Annotated in this window: 14 protein-coding genes; 2 read left to right on the plus strand and 12 right to left on the minus strand. The window is 34.0% G+C overall.

The genetic code is table 11. The features are described from left to right. Positions 1–61: 61 nt before the first annotated feature. The 10 genes from BGO27_02750 to BGO27_02795 form a co-directional block, all read right to left on the minus strand. On the minus strand, positions 62–328 hold the full coding sequence (locus BGO27_02750; protein OJV13127.1) for a hypothetical protein: 267 nt from the start codon (positions 326–328) through the stop codon (positions 62–64). 93 nt (positions 329–421) lie between these two features. Further along, on the minus strand, positions 422–904 hold the full coding sequence (locus BGO27_02755; protein ID OJV13128.1) for a GNAT family N-acetyltransferase: 483 nt from the start codon (positions 902–904) through the stop codon (positions 422–424). Between the two features lie 4 nt (positions 905–908). Continuing rightward, positions 909–1,412 carry a hypothetical protein gene (locus BGO27_02760; protein OJV13151.1) on the minus strand — a complete coding sequence of 168 codons (504 nt, stop codon included), beginning with the start codon at positions 1,410–1,412 and terminating at the stop codon, positions 909–911. Further along, a complete protein-coding gene (locus BGO27_02765; GenBank protein OJV13129.1) occupies positions 1,405–2,604 on the minus strand; it encodes a hypothetical protein in 1,200 nt (399 codons plus the stop codon). Before BGO27_02765 ends, BGO27_02760 begins: the two co-directional genes overlap by 8 nt. 6 nt (positions 2,605–2,610) lie before the next feature. After that, positions 2,611–3,402, minus strand: coding sequence for a hypothetical protein (locus tag BGO27_02770; protein OJV13130.1), 792 nt, complete (start codon positions 3,400–3,402; stop codon positions 2,611–2,613). After that, entirely contained in the window at positions 3,386–4,390 is a 1,005-nt protein-coding gene (locus BGO27_02775; protein OJV13152.1) for a phosphohydrolase, read from the minus strand. Before BGO27_02775 ends, BGO27_02770 begins: the two co-directional genes overlap by 17 nt. A 145-nt stretch (positions 4,391–4,535) precedes the next feature. Then, the gene (locus tag BGO27_02780) at positions 4,536–5,615 is read right to left on the minus strand and encodes a hypothetical protein (GenBank protein OJV13131.1); all 1,080 of its coding nucleotides are present in this window, start codon (positions 5,613–5,615) and stop codon (positions 4,536–4,538) included. A gap of 180 nt (positions 5,616–5,795) precedes the next feature. Next, positions 5,796–6,419 (minus strand): chloramphenicol acetyltransferase, encoded by a 624-nt coding sequence (locus BGO27_02785; protein ID OJV13132.1) that lies wholly within the window; start codon positions 6,417–6,419, stop codon positions 5,796–5,798. Between the two features lie 105 nt (positions 6,420–6,524). Then, the gene (locus tag BGO27_02790) at positions 6,525–8,678 is read right to left on the minus strand and encodes a hypothetical protein (GenBank protein ID OJV13153.1); all 2,154 of its coding nucleotides are present in this window, start codon (positions 8,676–8,678) and stop codon (positions 6,525–6,527) included. A 105-nt stretch (positions 8,679–8,783) separates the two neighbouring features. After that, the gene (locus tag BGO27_02795) at positions 8,784–10,103 is read right to left on the minus strand and encodes a hypothetical protein (protein ID OJV13133.1); all 1,320 of its coding nucleotides are present in this window, start codon (positions 10,101–10,103) and stop codon (positions 8,784–8,786) included. A gap of 188 nt (positions 10,104–10,291) precedes the next feature. Here BGO27_02795 and BGO27_02800 point away from each other — a divergent pair, with 188 nt between their 5' ends. Together BGO27_02800 and BGO27_02805 are read left to right on the plus strand one after the other, a co-directional pair. Further along, a complete protein-coding gene (locus tag BGO27_02800; GenBank protein OJV13134.1) occupies positions 10,292–11,581 on the plus strand; it encodes a sodium:proton antiporter in 1,290 nt (429 codons plus the stop codon). Next, complete coding sequence (locus BGO27_02805) at positions 11,574–12,401, plus strand: hypothetical protein (protein OJV13135.1); 828 nt, start codon at positions 11,574–11,576, stop codon at positions 12,399–12,401. The genes BGO27_02800 and BGO27_02805 overlap by 8 nt, the downstream gene beginning before the upstream one ends. A gap of 421 nt (positions 12,402–12,822) precedes the next feature. On the opposite strand, the gene BGO27_02810 is transcribed toward BGO27_02805, so the two are convergent. Beyond that, positions 12,823–14,199: a hypothetical protein gene (locus BGO27_02810; protein ID OJV13136.1), complete on the minus strand. Its 1,377-nt coding sequence runs from the start codon at positions 14,197–14,199 to the stop codon at positions 12,823–12,825. 351 nt (positions 14,200–14,550) lie between these two features. Further along, the gene (locus tag BGO27_02815; GenBank protein ID OJV13137.1) at positions 14,551–15,771 is read right to left on the minus strand and encodes a hypothetical protein; all 1,221 of its coding nucleotides are present in this window, start codon (positions 15,769–15,771) and stop codon (positions 14,551–14,553) included. Between the last annotated feature and the right edge of the window lie 67 nt (positions 15,772–15,838).

Raw genomic sequence — 15,838 nt, forward strand, 5'->3', positions numbered from 1 at the left:
TACTTTACCGAAGCATTACTAGGCTTCGCTCGTCATTCCTGCACCATAATTCAAATACTAACTATAGATCTCTAACATGGTATTTGACTTCATCTATACTTAAACCACCTCTATAAAGTTTATCACAAATTTCAGATATATCCTGACCATGCTCAACTTTATATTTTTGTATTAAATCTATAAATGGCTTTTGTTTTTGTAAAGGCTTTAATTTGTATTGAATCACATCAACCAGACTTTGTTCAGAATGATTGAATGAAGGATCAAAGCGCCACTCTCGTGGTTTTTTCGGCTCAATAAAGTCATTCAGCCAGAAATTAACTTTCATAAATAACTCGTTATAATAATATGTAACAATACTATTATAACGGGAAATTCATGAGGGAGCTACAACTTTTTAGGACCTAAAGACTATTGTAATTTAGTTATTAGCAATTTTTTCTATTTCTTCTTTATTTAACCTATATACTGTCCAGTCTTGCATAGGTTCTGCACCGAGTTTTAAATAAAAATCTATAGAAGGTTTGTTCCAGTCCAGGCACCACCATTCAACACGCCCGCAGTCACGCTCGACCGCAATTTTACAAATATGCTTGAAAAATGCTTTACCAAAACCGCGTCCTCTAAACTCTTCCCTAACATAAATATCTTCAATATAAATACCGTATTTGCATAAAAATGTAGAGTAATTATGGAAAAACAGTGCAAACCCAGCAGGTTTGTTATCTGCTTCTAATATTAACACTTCAGCTTTTGGGTTGTTGCTAAATAATGTTTTTTCGATATCTTCTATCTTAGCAGTAACTTTATCAAGCATTTGCTCGTATTCAGCAAGCTCTCTAATAAATGTAAGAATTAAATTGCTATCAGTTTTGTCTGCTTTTCTTATAATATAATTATTCATAAGTTCACCCTAATTTTTTCGTAAGCCATAAACATAAATCATCATCTAGCATAATATTATTACCAGGTTTTATCGTCTTATAATCATAAGTAATTCCATTTCCATCAGGAATATAACCTCGTTTTATATAAATTTTTTGTGCAGCCCCATAATCTATATACAGTCCTACACCTAATCCTACAATTTTATTGTAATCTTTGGCTTTATTTTCAGCTTTTTCAAGTAGAATATTTCCAATCCCTTTATTACGAAATGGAGGCAGAACGTTTAAATCTTGGATTTCAGGTATATTATTTTTTATAAAATCAGGATATTGAGATCTAAGGTTAAGTGTTATGTAGCCTGCAAAGTCATGATTAAAATAAGCTACCCAAGCATGTCTTAAGCCATTTCTTTGTTCCAAAAAATAATTACTAAATGTTTGTTTGGGTTTAAACCAGTTAAGATTATGGAATGCGGTAAAAATTTCCTCTATATGTGATTCTTTAAATTCCTGAATATCAATCATTTTTTTTCTCACTCAGCCTTAGCATAATTGCATTGCTTCTGGTAATTCTACTTAATAAATACGTACCCAATATAAAATAAATTACCATAATAATTCCTAAACTGCGGAAGGAATGGTCATAAAAATGCCCTGCAAGCTGAAGGCCAAGTGCAGACATTAAAAGCTTATATGCCTGAATAACAGCCGAAATTCTACCCTTAGCATTTGGTAAATAGTTCATAGAGGCAGGGTAAAGCAGCACAGATGGTGCAAGCTGCGCCATACCTACAAAGTTAATTACGCATGTTATGATAAGCGGACTTCTCACATCAAATATTGCAATAGCTAAAATACCAATAATGCTAACGATAAATAAATACATAGAAACAACTAACATGCTTTTTGGCTTGAATTTATGCATATACATTCCAAATATTACGCTAGCAATAGCAAATGTTCCAGCGAGTGCCCCCTGGTAATAGCCAAAATGGGTAAGCTCAACGTTTAAATCAACCATATAAAGAACAGGCGAGACGCCTACAAATATCCAATGAGGCGCAAACATGAATACCATACAAGAAATTAGTACCATAAGGCTTTTTGACCTGAATATATGAGAATATTTAGTTTTATCTTCTTGTTTTTCAATAGGAACGGGTTTCTTATCAGGTACCCATAAAATTGTCATAAGCATTATCATAACTCCAAACCATAGTAGGAAATGGAAATTACCATGCCAGTCAAAATAAAGTGTAAGATAGCTTCCTATAATTGGTGCAAGCCCAATAGATACGTTGGTAACACCATTAAGCATAGCCAAATAATATTGCTGCTTTTCAAGTGGGTATTCATCAGCAATAATTACAAAACTAAGGAGAGCAGGGGCGGCAATTCCAAGGCCTTGTAAAAATCTGCCTGCAAGCATCATATAGTAAGTTTCTGGGAAAATGCAAAGTACTGATCCTACTATAAAAATAGCCGTACCCCAAAGTATTACTGGTTTTCTGCCATAGTTGTCAGATAAAGTTCCAACAAACATAAGGCTTATACAGTAAGCAACAAAGTTTACTGAAAGTAAAAGCTCTACTTCAAATGTAGACAGTTCAAACAGTGATTTTAGTCTTGGAAAGCTTGGAGTGAATATATCAAATTCCATCCCTCCAAGAATATCCATTAGCACTACGGCTATAAGCATTAGTTTTTTTTGAATCATAAGATTTTACATATTATTAAGTTTATTTTGTACCTGATCATCATCAAGCCATTTTCTATAGCGAATTAAATAATCTACCTGATAATCAATAATTTTCTGATTCCAAGGTTTTGTTTTCGCGCCTAAATAATGATAACCAAAAAATTTAATATTTAATGGTTTTAGAGAAGTTTCCACAGATTCAAGGTAATCTAAGTTATCATCAAACATTATTACATTTTCAGGATAATAATTTATTTGATTAAGAAAAGCAACGAGTATCGGACCCTTTTTGTTTAAATCGGTTGCGAGTATTCCTTTGTAAAATAATGGTTTCCTGTTATGAAAGTTAACATTTAATATAATATTATTTCCAAAATTGCTTTCAAATCCTAAAGATTTTAAATGCTCGTATCTCCACTCTGCTAACTCATCAATAAAGTCTAATTTTCCTGTATTCATATGAGATAATGCAATAAACTTAACCTTTCTGTCTTTAAGTTTCTGTATCCGATTTATAATATTAGGTTCTAAAAGCGGTCTTTTACCATTTAAAAGCATTACTGCTGTTAGATTGTCCCAATTTTCAACATCTCTATATTTATTGATGATTTGATTCCTAAAGTTTTTACCTTGCTCAGTATGCTCGTTAATTAAATATGAGTCTAATGGTTGAATCAGGGTTTCATCAACATCGAAAATAACTAATGTATCTTCAGATATAATCGAGAAATCAGCTTCATTAAAAGATTTTATAGGTTTAATATGGCTACATCCTATGAGGCTAAAAGCCATTATAATTTTAAAAAACAAGTGCATATTCTTTCAGAAGCCTTACGCCATAGCCTTTTTTGCACCAGGCTTTGGTCATTTCAAAAAGGTTTTTATATTCTTTGTCAATTTCAGTTAGCCTGCGGTATTTTCCTTTTTTTAGCACCCAAGGGTCTACACCTCTAAATTTTGGTGTTGTATTAAATTCCCCATTTCCATATTCTACAACTTTAAATATTTGATGAATATTAGGTAAATGCGCTAAAGCCTTATGTATTTTAGGATCTTTAATTTTATAAAGTTTATCCAGTACTTCCTGGTCTACGCCATATTTTATATCATCAGCAGTAATTTGCTTGGCTGCAAACGTGCGCTTTAAAATTTTACTAAAATACTCATAGAAAACAAAATTCCATGGGCTGCTCCATAATTCTTCAGTAAATTCTAGCGATAATACAGCAAATTTTTTGGCAAGTAACTTATCGGTAAAATACCATGTGCCATTTTCAAAATGTAAATCCTGTATAATTTGATTAGCATCTATCTTATTAATTTTATTGAAAATTACGCCAGTATGAACAATATATTGTATGCGGTCAGCGCATAAATCAGGCTGCGGGCGCTCTAGGGCAGTATATTCATGTAAATCAGGGTCAAGTTTTGAAATGCCGATGTCATATTTGCCAGTTACTTCGTCAACATGATACTTTTGTAAAAACTGTAGGTGAATTAAGTCCTGATACGATTTTTCTTCATTATCTTTGTAAAATAAATGGTCACCTAAATGAGAAAAAGCTGTATGCGAAACATCATGAAGTAGCCCCGCAACTTGCTCAGCTATAGGAGCCTTTGCTTTTTGAAGCAATAGTAAAACCCCAATGCTATGTTCATAACGGCTGAATTTGGGAGCCAGGCCAAAATAGACAAGAGGACCCGACTGATCAATATATTTAAGTCTTTGAACAGGCTTAGTTTTTATAAGCTCCTCAATTAATGGGCTTGTAATTTTTTCCTTACCCCAGACGGTATCAACAATAGTTTCAGCAAAAGAAATATTAATATGTAAAATGAAACTAAAAAGAATGTAGCAGGCTGACTGCTTGAATTTCGGCATTTAAAAATCCAAAATTAAATTATTTCGTTAATTATTAGCTTTAATTTTACTTTTTGGCAAGTGGGGTTTAAAAAAATTTTGCAAGAGGAATGTCTTGAGGGTCGCTTTCATATCCATCTGGATCATCAAAAGGAGCGTCTGTATAGTTATTTTTCCTATAAAAATTTTCAGCTCTGGGTGATGATTCCATATGCAAGCTTTTAATATCAATAAATCTCAGCCACTCTTCTATTAAACTTAAGAATTGACTACCATAACCCTTATTCCTTATGTTCTCATTTGTTAGACTTCTTACAGAACCAATTTTTGTTAGGGAATTGTTAGGAGACTCGGAACGCAGAACCGGAGTGTACAATAGAGTACATGAGGATTCGAGTACTGAACCTGCGACAGAATTACCAGCAAAAATAGGGTTATGCATGAAGTCTATTGCCATAATACGAAGGGCAGCGCGCTTATTATCCCAGTGCTGGATATGGGAATATCCTATAACATCTGAACCTAAATAAAGCATTAAGTGCGTATGTTTATCATTTTCAAATGTCCATAAATAAGGGTCTTTAATACCAGCTTTATCAAAGAAATTCGTATTTCTGAATGATTTAGCGGCTTCAAACTCTTTAGGGTGAGAGCATTTTAGCATTCTAAGTCTGTTAAAACCAGATTTTCTGATTATATCGTCTATTAGTTCTCTTTTTCCAACGGTATATCCAGAAAACTTTCCTTGTTTATTATGTGCTTCTTCATTTGATATAAGATTATGTTTCAGGTTGCTATAAGCTTCTCTTGCGCCACTGTTTTCCCTCAAATAATCTCTAAACTTTATATTTAGTTCGATTTCAGGGTGGTTTTCTGGGTATACATGCAAGTGGAATTTATCTTTAGCAAAATAAAGCCGCATAGGAATGTTATATTCACCCTTATATTTATAGCCTAAATTTTCCAAAGCTGTAATTGTTGTTTTAGGATTTTTTACTTCTAAAATAATATCAATAATAGGCTTGGCATAAAGCCCTTGAACAGAAGTTGAACCTATGTGATATATGTTCATAATATTATCTTGCAAAGCTGTTGTAATCAAATTTGCTTCTTTTTCAAACATTTCGACCCAAGCAGGATTATAGGGTAAAATTTCAATCTTTTTCATGGGATTTGCAATATGTAATTTATAAAACTTATATACTAAATTTGGGCATACTTAGCAAATTTTTAACAGGTCATTGCGAAAAACGCCAAAGCGTTTATTCGCTTAAAAATGGGTGTTAAGTTTAAAAATAGTTCACTGGACTATTTTTAAACTTCCCCCCGCTCACCCATTTTTAATCTCTTAAACTTGCTTCCTCAAACTCTCAATATCCCCTGTAGCAATATACGCAGCATTTGCTGATAATTTTTCAATATCCCAGTCCCACCATTTAAGTTCTAATAAAAACTCTATATTCTTACTATCAAACCTTTTTCTGATTTCTGCCGCAGGATTTCCGCCTACAATTGTGTATGGTTCAACGTCTTTTGTAACAACAGAATGCGCTCCAATAATTGCTCGGTCTCCAATTTTGACGCCTGGCATAATGGTTGCAGAGTTGCCGATCCAAACGTCATTACCTATAACTGTATCACCTTTACTTTGGCTATTGAGTGGCACATTAGACCAGCTTTTGCCAAATATCATGAAAGGATAAGTCGATAAACCATTCATAGCATGATTACCGCCATTCATAATAAAACGCACACCCGTTGCTATTTGGCAGAATTTACCAATAATAAGTTTGTCACCTATAAAATCGAATAAATACAATACATTTTTCTCAAAATTATAAACACTCTCTAGATCATCGTAATATGTATAATCCCCAACAATAATTTGAGGATTTGTGATAATATTTTTCAGATAACAAGTTCTGGTAATATTAGGAATAGGGTAAAGAGTATTCGGGTCTGGATGCAGCATATTACAAATCCATTCTTAAGTAATTGAAACTTATATCATTTATATATCCAGGTCTTGAATATTCAAGTAAAATACAAAGGTATTTTACTTTATATTTACTCCAAATTAACTAAACCTTATCCAGCTAAAGTCTCGTTGCATCTCATATATATTATTACTAATAGGGTCGACTGATGTTAGATTAATCCACCCGCCGTTTACAAGTTGCTGTAACACTTCTTGTCTGCCTATAACATCGGATATAACGCCGTTCTGAGCGTATATAACAACTAAAAGCCTTACAGGTTCGTGGTATGCAGTATCGTCATCAAGATATATTGATTGAAGGGCAGGGCCATGCATAAGATCACTTGCATTTCCTTGCATAATCCCTATTTTGCTTGTAATATTTTGGGTTATTTTACTTCCACCACCATATGCAACGTTGTCAAGACTTGCAAATAGGTATTGCAAATTAATCCATTTAGCAACAATAACAGGGGCGGTAAGGATTTTCTCAAGCAAACTTCCGTCTTCATCAATTTCTGAGTTATATGAATGCAGGAATGACTTGCCAAGTAAATTAATATTCTTTGTAAAATGTCTTGGGGCAATAATAATTGAACTATTACCAGCTAATCCCCATTCTGGTCTTGTTTCAGCCCAGTTAACGCTTTTGGTAGTAATTGCATTATTTACATCAATTTTATCGGCATTAAGACCCATAGAACTTGCGCGCCAGATATTATTTAAATACTTAGCTTTAGAAAGGTCATGATTTATGTTGCGAATATTTTCACTAACTTCATTAGGATAGTTTTTATATATTTGTATATCGTCTGTAGTTGTATTATGTTCTGCTGCTATAAAATGCGTATCATCTGGAATACAAATATCCTGAGACTTTAGATATTCTCTAACTTTTGCCTCATTTAATATAGCCGCTAAAACTTTAGCATTTATGCCGCCGCTATGACCACCACACGCCCCACAATCAAGTGAAGCTGAATATGGATTATTCTGCGATTTACTACCATGACCGCACAAAAACACAAACTTTGCAAAATTCTTTGTAAAGCCTGTTTGCTTTAAAAAATTCTCCGCATAAGCACATTGTTCGGTAAGACTAATGCCGTAAATCTCTCTTTTATTGTCTTGTAAAGTATATAATGAAGGTACGGTATTTATATCTGGTCTGATATTGAGTATAAATTTGTTTATAAATTTAGATGTTTGAAGTGGAAAAAGCGTCTTGAAAAAACTATAGATTCCAAACCACCCGCCAAGCGCCTCAACAAGCGCGAAAGGTGCGGTAAATGCATATTTTAAAGCCTGATAAAATGCTTTAAAGGTATCTAAACACTTTTTCCCCCATTTATCGCGCAGGAATCTGCCTTGTGAACATACTGGTATTTCTTTAATATTATGCTTAGGGGCAAGCAGCACAGGGCAGTTAGCTGATTTTTGCTTATCATGAAACTTATCAACTATTACAGGCACACCAAAAAAGCCTGCATATCCAAGCGTTTCGTAATTACCCGTAGATTCAATAGCTCTTCTTAGTGGCTCAGATCTTACGTCAATACAAAAAACAAATTGTGCATCAGGAATAGTACTTGTAATATTATATTCCTGTCTAATGAGTGGATACAGAAAATCTTTATATTTTTGCTCAGAATTTGTTATTTTACTAATTACATTTGTCTGATCTTGAGTACTTTCAGATATTTTATATTCTGATGCATCAGACCATAAAACAACTGCCATTACAAGTCTCACAGCAAGATAGTCATTGAATGATACAGGATAAACAGGTGGGCATGCAGGATCTTGCCAATCCACCTGATTTTTAATATATCCAGCCCATCCAGGTAAGGAAGTCAGTAAAAACCTTAAAAAATCAGTGTAATTACTTTCATCAATCCCTAGTTTTTTAAGTGATAATGTAATAACAATATCAGGATTAGCCGGAAGGGATCTTAAAAACTGAATAGATTTTTTATCATTTTTATGAAATTCTTTGTCATAAACTGCTAGCATTTTCCATGCGTTAAATAAGCCTTTTTCTCTGAATGGCATTTTAATAGTAGCCTGCCCATTATCAAAATAAGCCTGAAGCCATTTTATGCTATGAATATTAATATCTTCTAATTGTTTAGGTATATCGGTATTCTGAAAATACGAGTTTGCAAGAGATAACGCATTTTCAAAAGGTATTCCTTCTAACCCCGATAAAGGATTCTTTGCGATAAAACTTTGCAAAGGCCAGAGTGGCGCTATAACCTGCCATGCTTCGTTAATAGCATTTAAAACGTGCTCAGGAGCATTATATTCTTTACGTGAGAATAGGTTTCTTGCTTGCATTTTTCTCATAGATATCCTTTTCTAATATTTATAATGATTATGATGAGCAGTAATTGTTTTATGCATAGGCTGGCTTGCATTTAAACCCTTAACATATAGTTTTAAGAACCATGAGTTAAGCAAATTAGATGAAATTTTGTTACCAAATAATGTCAAAAGCCATGACGCGATTAAAACCGTAATGCCTATTATATGAAGGCTATTAAGTTTAGAAGGCATATCTATGTTTTGCGCTGCTAAATATTTGTATATAATACCAACGCTTATTCCATAAATGAAGGCAAATATACTACTTGCAAAAATTGCATCAATCATATGCCTAACATTTTTATTTTGCAAAAGTGGCAATGTAATTTGCGTGCATGCAATATATGCTATAACGACTAACATTATATTAGTATCAAATATGAATATATTTTTATCACTTGTTATGCTGAAAATATATGCGCCTAACATGCCGCAAACAGATGCTAACAAGAAGCCACTTAAACTAACATTCTTTATCTCGTTTCTGTTTTCTTTAGCAATACTTCCTGATGTAAGGAGCAAATATGCCTTAAATAATCCATGCCAGCATAAATGAGCAATTGCAGCCGAGAAAAGTCCAAGTCCGCACTGAACCATCATAAATCCCATTTGTCCCATAGTAGAGCAAGCAAGCATGCGTTTGTTATCGTTTTGTAACAGTTTCCAGAATGTGCCTAAAAATGCGGTAAGCATTCCAAATACGAATATTATATCTAAAGTCCATCGATTGGCTAAATAAAGTGGTGCAAGCCTTGCTAATACAAAACCACCGCCATTAACTAAACCTGCGTGCATTATAGCAGAAACAGGAGTAGGGGAATTGAGAGAGCTTATAAGCCATTTATGCATTGGCCATATTGCAGATTGTGCCATGCTTCCAAAAAGAATAAGTAGAATAGGTAATGTAATATTATGATTTAATGCATTAGCATTAATTTCACTTATTAAAAAACTATCACTTAAATCATATAATAAATATAAACCTATTGAAATTGATACACTCGATAAAGCGAAGTTTTTAGCTGCAAGTTTGCCTGATTCATAAGCAGCATTCCATTCTTTTTTATGAACCATTAGGTTTACTAAAATGCCATTGCTTACAATCCAACTTAATACGAACAAAATTATATTATCGGCAGAAACCAGTGAAATAACGGAAAGAATAAGTAAACTTAAACGAATAAGGAACTTTGAATAATTCTTATCGCCTTTAAGGTATGTTTTTGAAAAACTCAATATAGTAATACCAACAAAGCTAACAAGCGTAATCATTACTATAGCAAGCCTATCAATATAAAATAGCGTATCTACCATTTTAAGCTCCCTCCATTTATAGTGATAAATTTCAGCTTGGATAATATTAGAATTTTTTTTATAAGAAAACACTTAAGTTTATTTTTTTGAATTTTTTTATAAAAACAAAAGAATAAAGCCATTTTATTTGCATTACTTTAATTAACTAATTATAGTGGTTGTTTAATTAGCTAATATTGGAGGTTGTCATGGCTTTTTTATCTGCTTTTACGCCTATTTTGATTTTCGTTTCGCTATTTGTAGGAAGTGGCATTTATTATACATCTATTGGCACTGAAAATGCTTTTTATCAGCTGTCTCCTTTAGTGGCTATTATTCCTGCGATAATGGTTGGTTGGGTTAATTATAAAGGAAATTCTGATGCAAAAATGAATGCTTTCTTAGATGGGGTAAGGCATAAAGATATTATAGCAATGTGCATAATATTCCTGCTTGCGGGGGCTTTTAGTGAAGTAACTAAAGCTATAGGCAGTACTGATGCAACAGTAAATCTTGCCATATCTTTTATACCTTCAAAATTTTTACTTATTGGAATATTTCTAACGGCTGCTTTTATTTCTACGGCAATAGGAACTTCTATGGGAACAATAGCAACAATTGCGCCTATTGCAGCGGGATTAAGCGCTCAGGCAGATATAATGCCGGCTTTAGCAATCGGTACCGTTGTTGGTGGAGCTATGTTTGGTGATAACCTGTCACTAATATCAGATACTACAATTGCTTCTATCATGTCACAAGAGGCAGATTTTAAAAAGAAACTCAAACTAAATGCTAAGGTTGCAATAGTTGCTTCCATCATTACAATCATATTCTTATTAATGCAATCAGGAACAGGTGCTGAAATACAGCCAAAAGATTATAATTTTATTTTAGTAACGCCTTATCTTTTGCTAATAATTCTGGCGCTTACTGGTATAAATGTTTTTGTTGTATTAATTGCGAGCATTATTTTTAGCTGCGCGCTCGCTAATATGCAAAACCCAGACCACGCTTTAATGTTTATCAGTAGCCATATTACCAAGGGCTTTTCAAGCGTTCATGAAATCATGCTCTTATCGCTTATGGTTGGTGGGCTTTCAGGTTTAGCTGGTAAAGCAAATCAGCATTTAGCTGAAAAAATATCTGTCTGGATTAAGGCATCGGGTGGGGGCATGAAAATGTCGCAGTTTTTAATTGCTAAAACTGTGAGCATATTTAACTTGCTGCTTGCTAATAATACTATTGCTATCATTTTTAGTGGTGAGATTGCAAAAGATATTTCCAGAAAACAATCTTTGCCTGCCCATTATAGTGCGGCATGGCTTGATATATTTTCATGTGTGATTCAGGGAATTATTCCTTATGGTGCGCAAATACTACTTGCAAGTACTGTTGCTAAAGTCTCCCCATTATCAGTAACGCCATATGTTTATTACTGCTTTATTTTAGGTTTGGTAACCATAGCTCATATTTTATATTTTAAGCCAAAAGATGAATAAATTTGAACAGAATATAATTAGTATATATGGTGATAAGGGCAGGGAGTGGTTAAACAATCTGCCTGGTATTATAAGCAATATATCCTATAAATACGGCATCTCTAATATTCAGCATGTTGATAATCTATCCTTTAATTACCTTGTTAAAGGCATTCAGAATAATAATCGCATTGTTATTAAGACGGGCTTAGATGAAAAAGCTTTATCAAGAGAAGCAAAAATACTTAATTTTTATGCTGGTAAAGGGGCGGTTAAACTTATTAGCTATGAAGATGGCGTTTTAATATTGGAAGAGGCAGTACCAGGGGATTCTTTGTTGCCATATGCAGATACTGATAATAAATCAGCAATCGATATTGCTTGCATGATTATAGATAAACTTCATACCCAAGCAACTGTCCCCAAAAACCAGTTTACTTATATATCAGAGTGGTTGAAGGTTTTAGATAAAGATTGGAATATTGACCATAACTTGCTTGCTAAAGCTAAAGATTATAGAGACGAATTAATAGCATCAGCAAAGCATGAGGTTTTGCTGCACGCTGATTTACACCACGATAATATTATCAACAACGGAAATTCTTGGCTTGCAATTGATCCCAAAGGAATAATTGGTGACCCAGCTATTGAATACTGGGGCATTATAAGAAATGTGGATGCTGATTTTGATTATATCTCAGCTAATGCAAATATACCTGCTGACAGACTAAAAAAATGCTCGTTTGTTATGGCAATTCTACATGCGATTTGGTGCATTGAAGATAATATGAACCCTAGCATATTCATAAATTTTGCCGTCATGTCATTGCGGGGGATGTAAAAACATTCCGTATTAATCTAATTGAATGTAATCAAAATCCATATAAATTACGACCAGGGGGCGAGCCTTATAAAATAAGGCGAGGGGAGTAATTTGTATGTTCGATTTAACCCCCCATTTATATAGAAGAAAAAATGAGTTCCCGGGGGTGGTCAGCCATTTTTTACTTTTTTTATCATTGATGACGTCTATTGCCAAACCTTTTCCCTCAAAATTCCGTCACCGATACTTTGAACTTCTACAGTAATGACATGGAGGCATCATCTGTCGTCATTCCGAGAGGCACAAAGTGCCTCGTGGGAATCCACTTAAGATTTTGCGTCATTTATGGATTGCTTCGAGGTAGCTCTCTCGGAATGACATTTCGTCGCGTGATTGTCATTACGAAAAACATATTATGTTTTGAAGTAATCCAGGAAAATTATTCAGATCTCTTCATAATGCTAACTAACGATTTCAAATACGATATCCCTTGTGACAAGCTATCAACCATATCATCATGTTCGCTTTCAGGGAAGCTTGTAAGCTCATTAATAAAATCAACAATTAGGGGATGGCTTTTTGGAAGCACAACTTTTTTAGAATCAAACATTCCGCTAATACTTAAAAAACGTGTAACCTTATCAATCTTTGGATCAACCCCGCTTACTGGCATTAAATATTCCTGAAGCAGCTCAGAAATAAGCGCATGACCTGACATTTTATTTTCAATTAGCACTATTAAAGGCTTATAATCCTTGTATTTTTCAACAACCATTGCCTTTAGCTGGCTATAACTAAGTCTTTCGCGGAATATATCTATTACATATATCATCTGATTAAACACGCCCAGCGTCACGCATGCGCTATAATCTGCTTTACTTGATACAACAGCCGCAGGATCCCAGCTTTGAATTATAACATCAAATTTAATCGGCAAATGATCATAATACACAAGCTTATCAGGCTTAATAATATTACCCGAGCTTGAAACTGGCTTTTGCATGAACTGCGTTGTAAATACAATGTCCCCAAGCTCACACTGCATATCATTTATAGCTTCAAGATTCATAAGTTTTTCATTAAGCAGCTCACCTTTTTGCCTGCTATATTGATATTTGCCTACTTTATATGTTTTATCATCTTCCTCTATAATGGGCAGAGCAAAAACGTTCCATTTAGACTTTGGCTTAGCTAATAAATACCCGCTTAAATCGTTTGCATGAAGACGCTGCATTACAACAATAACAACGCCTTTTTCCTGATTATTAAGACGGGTTAAAAACGACTTATCAAACCAGTCAAATAGCTTGTCTCTTTGGTACTTTGACCTTACTTGCGCAGGATGGTGCGGGTCATCTATAATCAAAAAATCACCACCTTCACCTATGATGGTTCCGCCACTAGATGTTGCAAAACGAAAGCCATTTTTTGTTGTCATGAACTTCTTTTTTTCGTTTTGCTTTTTATAAATTTGCGTATCAGGGAACATGGCTTTATACCAATCACTTTCCATAATCAGCTTTGTATCTACTGATAGTTTATTGCTAAGCGCCTGACTATAACTTGCCGCAATTATACGATTGGTTGCAGATATTCCAAGAAGCCAAGCAGGAAATGCGGTTGTAATAATATGGGATTTTAAAAATCTTGGAGGCAGATTTATTATAATTCTTTTAAGATTACCCCTAACTGCCTCACATAATATTTCGGAGAGGTAATCTATATACCAGCTATCCAGGAATTCCGTTCCTGGATTTAAGGTTTCAAAGCTTTGTATGACAAATGCCTTAAAGCTTTGCGCGTTTATATTTTTCAAATTTTTACCTGTTTTGGGTTTTGAGAAATTTAGATGAATGGATTGCCGCGCAGAACTCTATTCTGCTATCAATGACTTGACGATGATGCTGTTGTCATTCCGAGAGGTGCGAAGTGCCTCGTGGGAATCCATTTATACCTTAGATTAAAAGTGGATTGCTACAGGATGCTTTGCATCCCTCGCAATGACATTACGTCTATATCTGGAGTTATTTCGAGATACTTTAGAATCCACAATGAAACAATAAGCCTATAAATAATATATGTATTTTCATTTGGGAAGTGGGAGGGTATAAAAAAACGCCCTGAAAAATTAATTTAAGAGCGTTTTTTTATTAAATTCAAAGGATTATTAGATTACAATCCCGTCTTTCACATATTGACCTGCTTCGTGTATAAAGCTTCTGAACGAATATGGGTTTTGATAATAGTTATCACCATAAGCTTCTTTTGCAATTGCATCTTTTGCAGCTTTATAGTTAGGATCTGCCTTAGCTGGATTTAATGTATTATTTAATGTAACGAGAGCATTTTTATCAAAGTTACTATCAATAATCTGTTTGCCTTCTTTTACACCAACAACTCTGATTTTATCATTGCCATCAACATTAACAACAGTAAGTGTATAAGTAATTCCTGAGTCTTTATCCACAAAAGTTTTAGAGTTTCCAACATTTGCAAGTTCACCTAAGATTTTTGTCATACCTTTAAGTTCAGCTTTATTTTTAAAGTAAGCTGATGATTTATCGGCATTCTTTCTAGATCTCATAAAGCCCTGAGCCGCAGTGATAAACGCACCAGTAGCAACACCTGCTGTTGCGCCACCAATAATCACTGATGATGCAAGTATCATCGCTTCAGGTAAGAATCTCCAGAAGCTATATCTGATGAATTGCCAGAACTTTGGATATAATTCAGCCATAGCAGTTGCATCTTTACCTTTTGGATTAAGCATGGCTTTTATGGTGCGTCCTACAAGTCTGAACATCTTAAATTTAGCATCTTTATACTGATCGATATCTTTCTGCTCAAGCTTTTTAGTAATCATTTTGCCATTTGCATCTTTTTCACCAGTTTCATATTTTCTTTTTGATTGTCTTGCTTCATCCTTACCATAAGCTCTAAGAGCATCCATAAGTGGCGCAGCATTATTAGACTCAACATATTTTTTAACGTACTTTACTTTAACTTCTGTATCTTTATGTTTTAGTCTGTAACGTATAGTAACGATAAATTCACCAAGGAGTTTAAGACCAGAACCAATTGCAGTTGTAAGACTTGCAAATTTTCTTATTCCGTCTAATCCACCTTTTGCCTTTAAATAACCTAACATACCTACAGCAAGCTTATAAAGCTTTTGCATCCAGTCAATCACGTCAGCTTCAAGAAGCCATTTTGACGCATAGTTTGTTGCTTTACTAATTCGGCTATCAGCTCCAAAAAGTTGCTCTACCATATAAGCAGGCATTTCTGTAAGCATTGTATAAAACTTTAAATCCCTGTTTTCAAATAGAAATGATACTGCATTATCAACTACTTCTTTGTTTACTAAAGCGCCATTAGCTTCTGCCATGATTTAACTCCAATTTTTCCTATAATTCTGAAATTTACTTACCCTTATAAATAAGCTCTCGCATTAT

This window comes from Alphaproteobacteria bacterium 33-17 (assembly GCA_001897445.1).
Taxonomy (GTDB): Bacteria; Pseudomonadota; Alphaproteobacteria; order Rickettsiales; family 33-17; genus 33-17.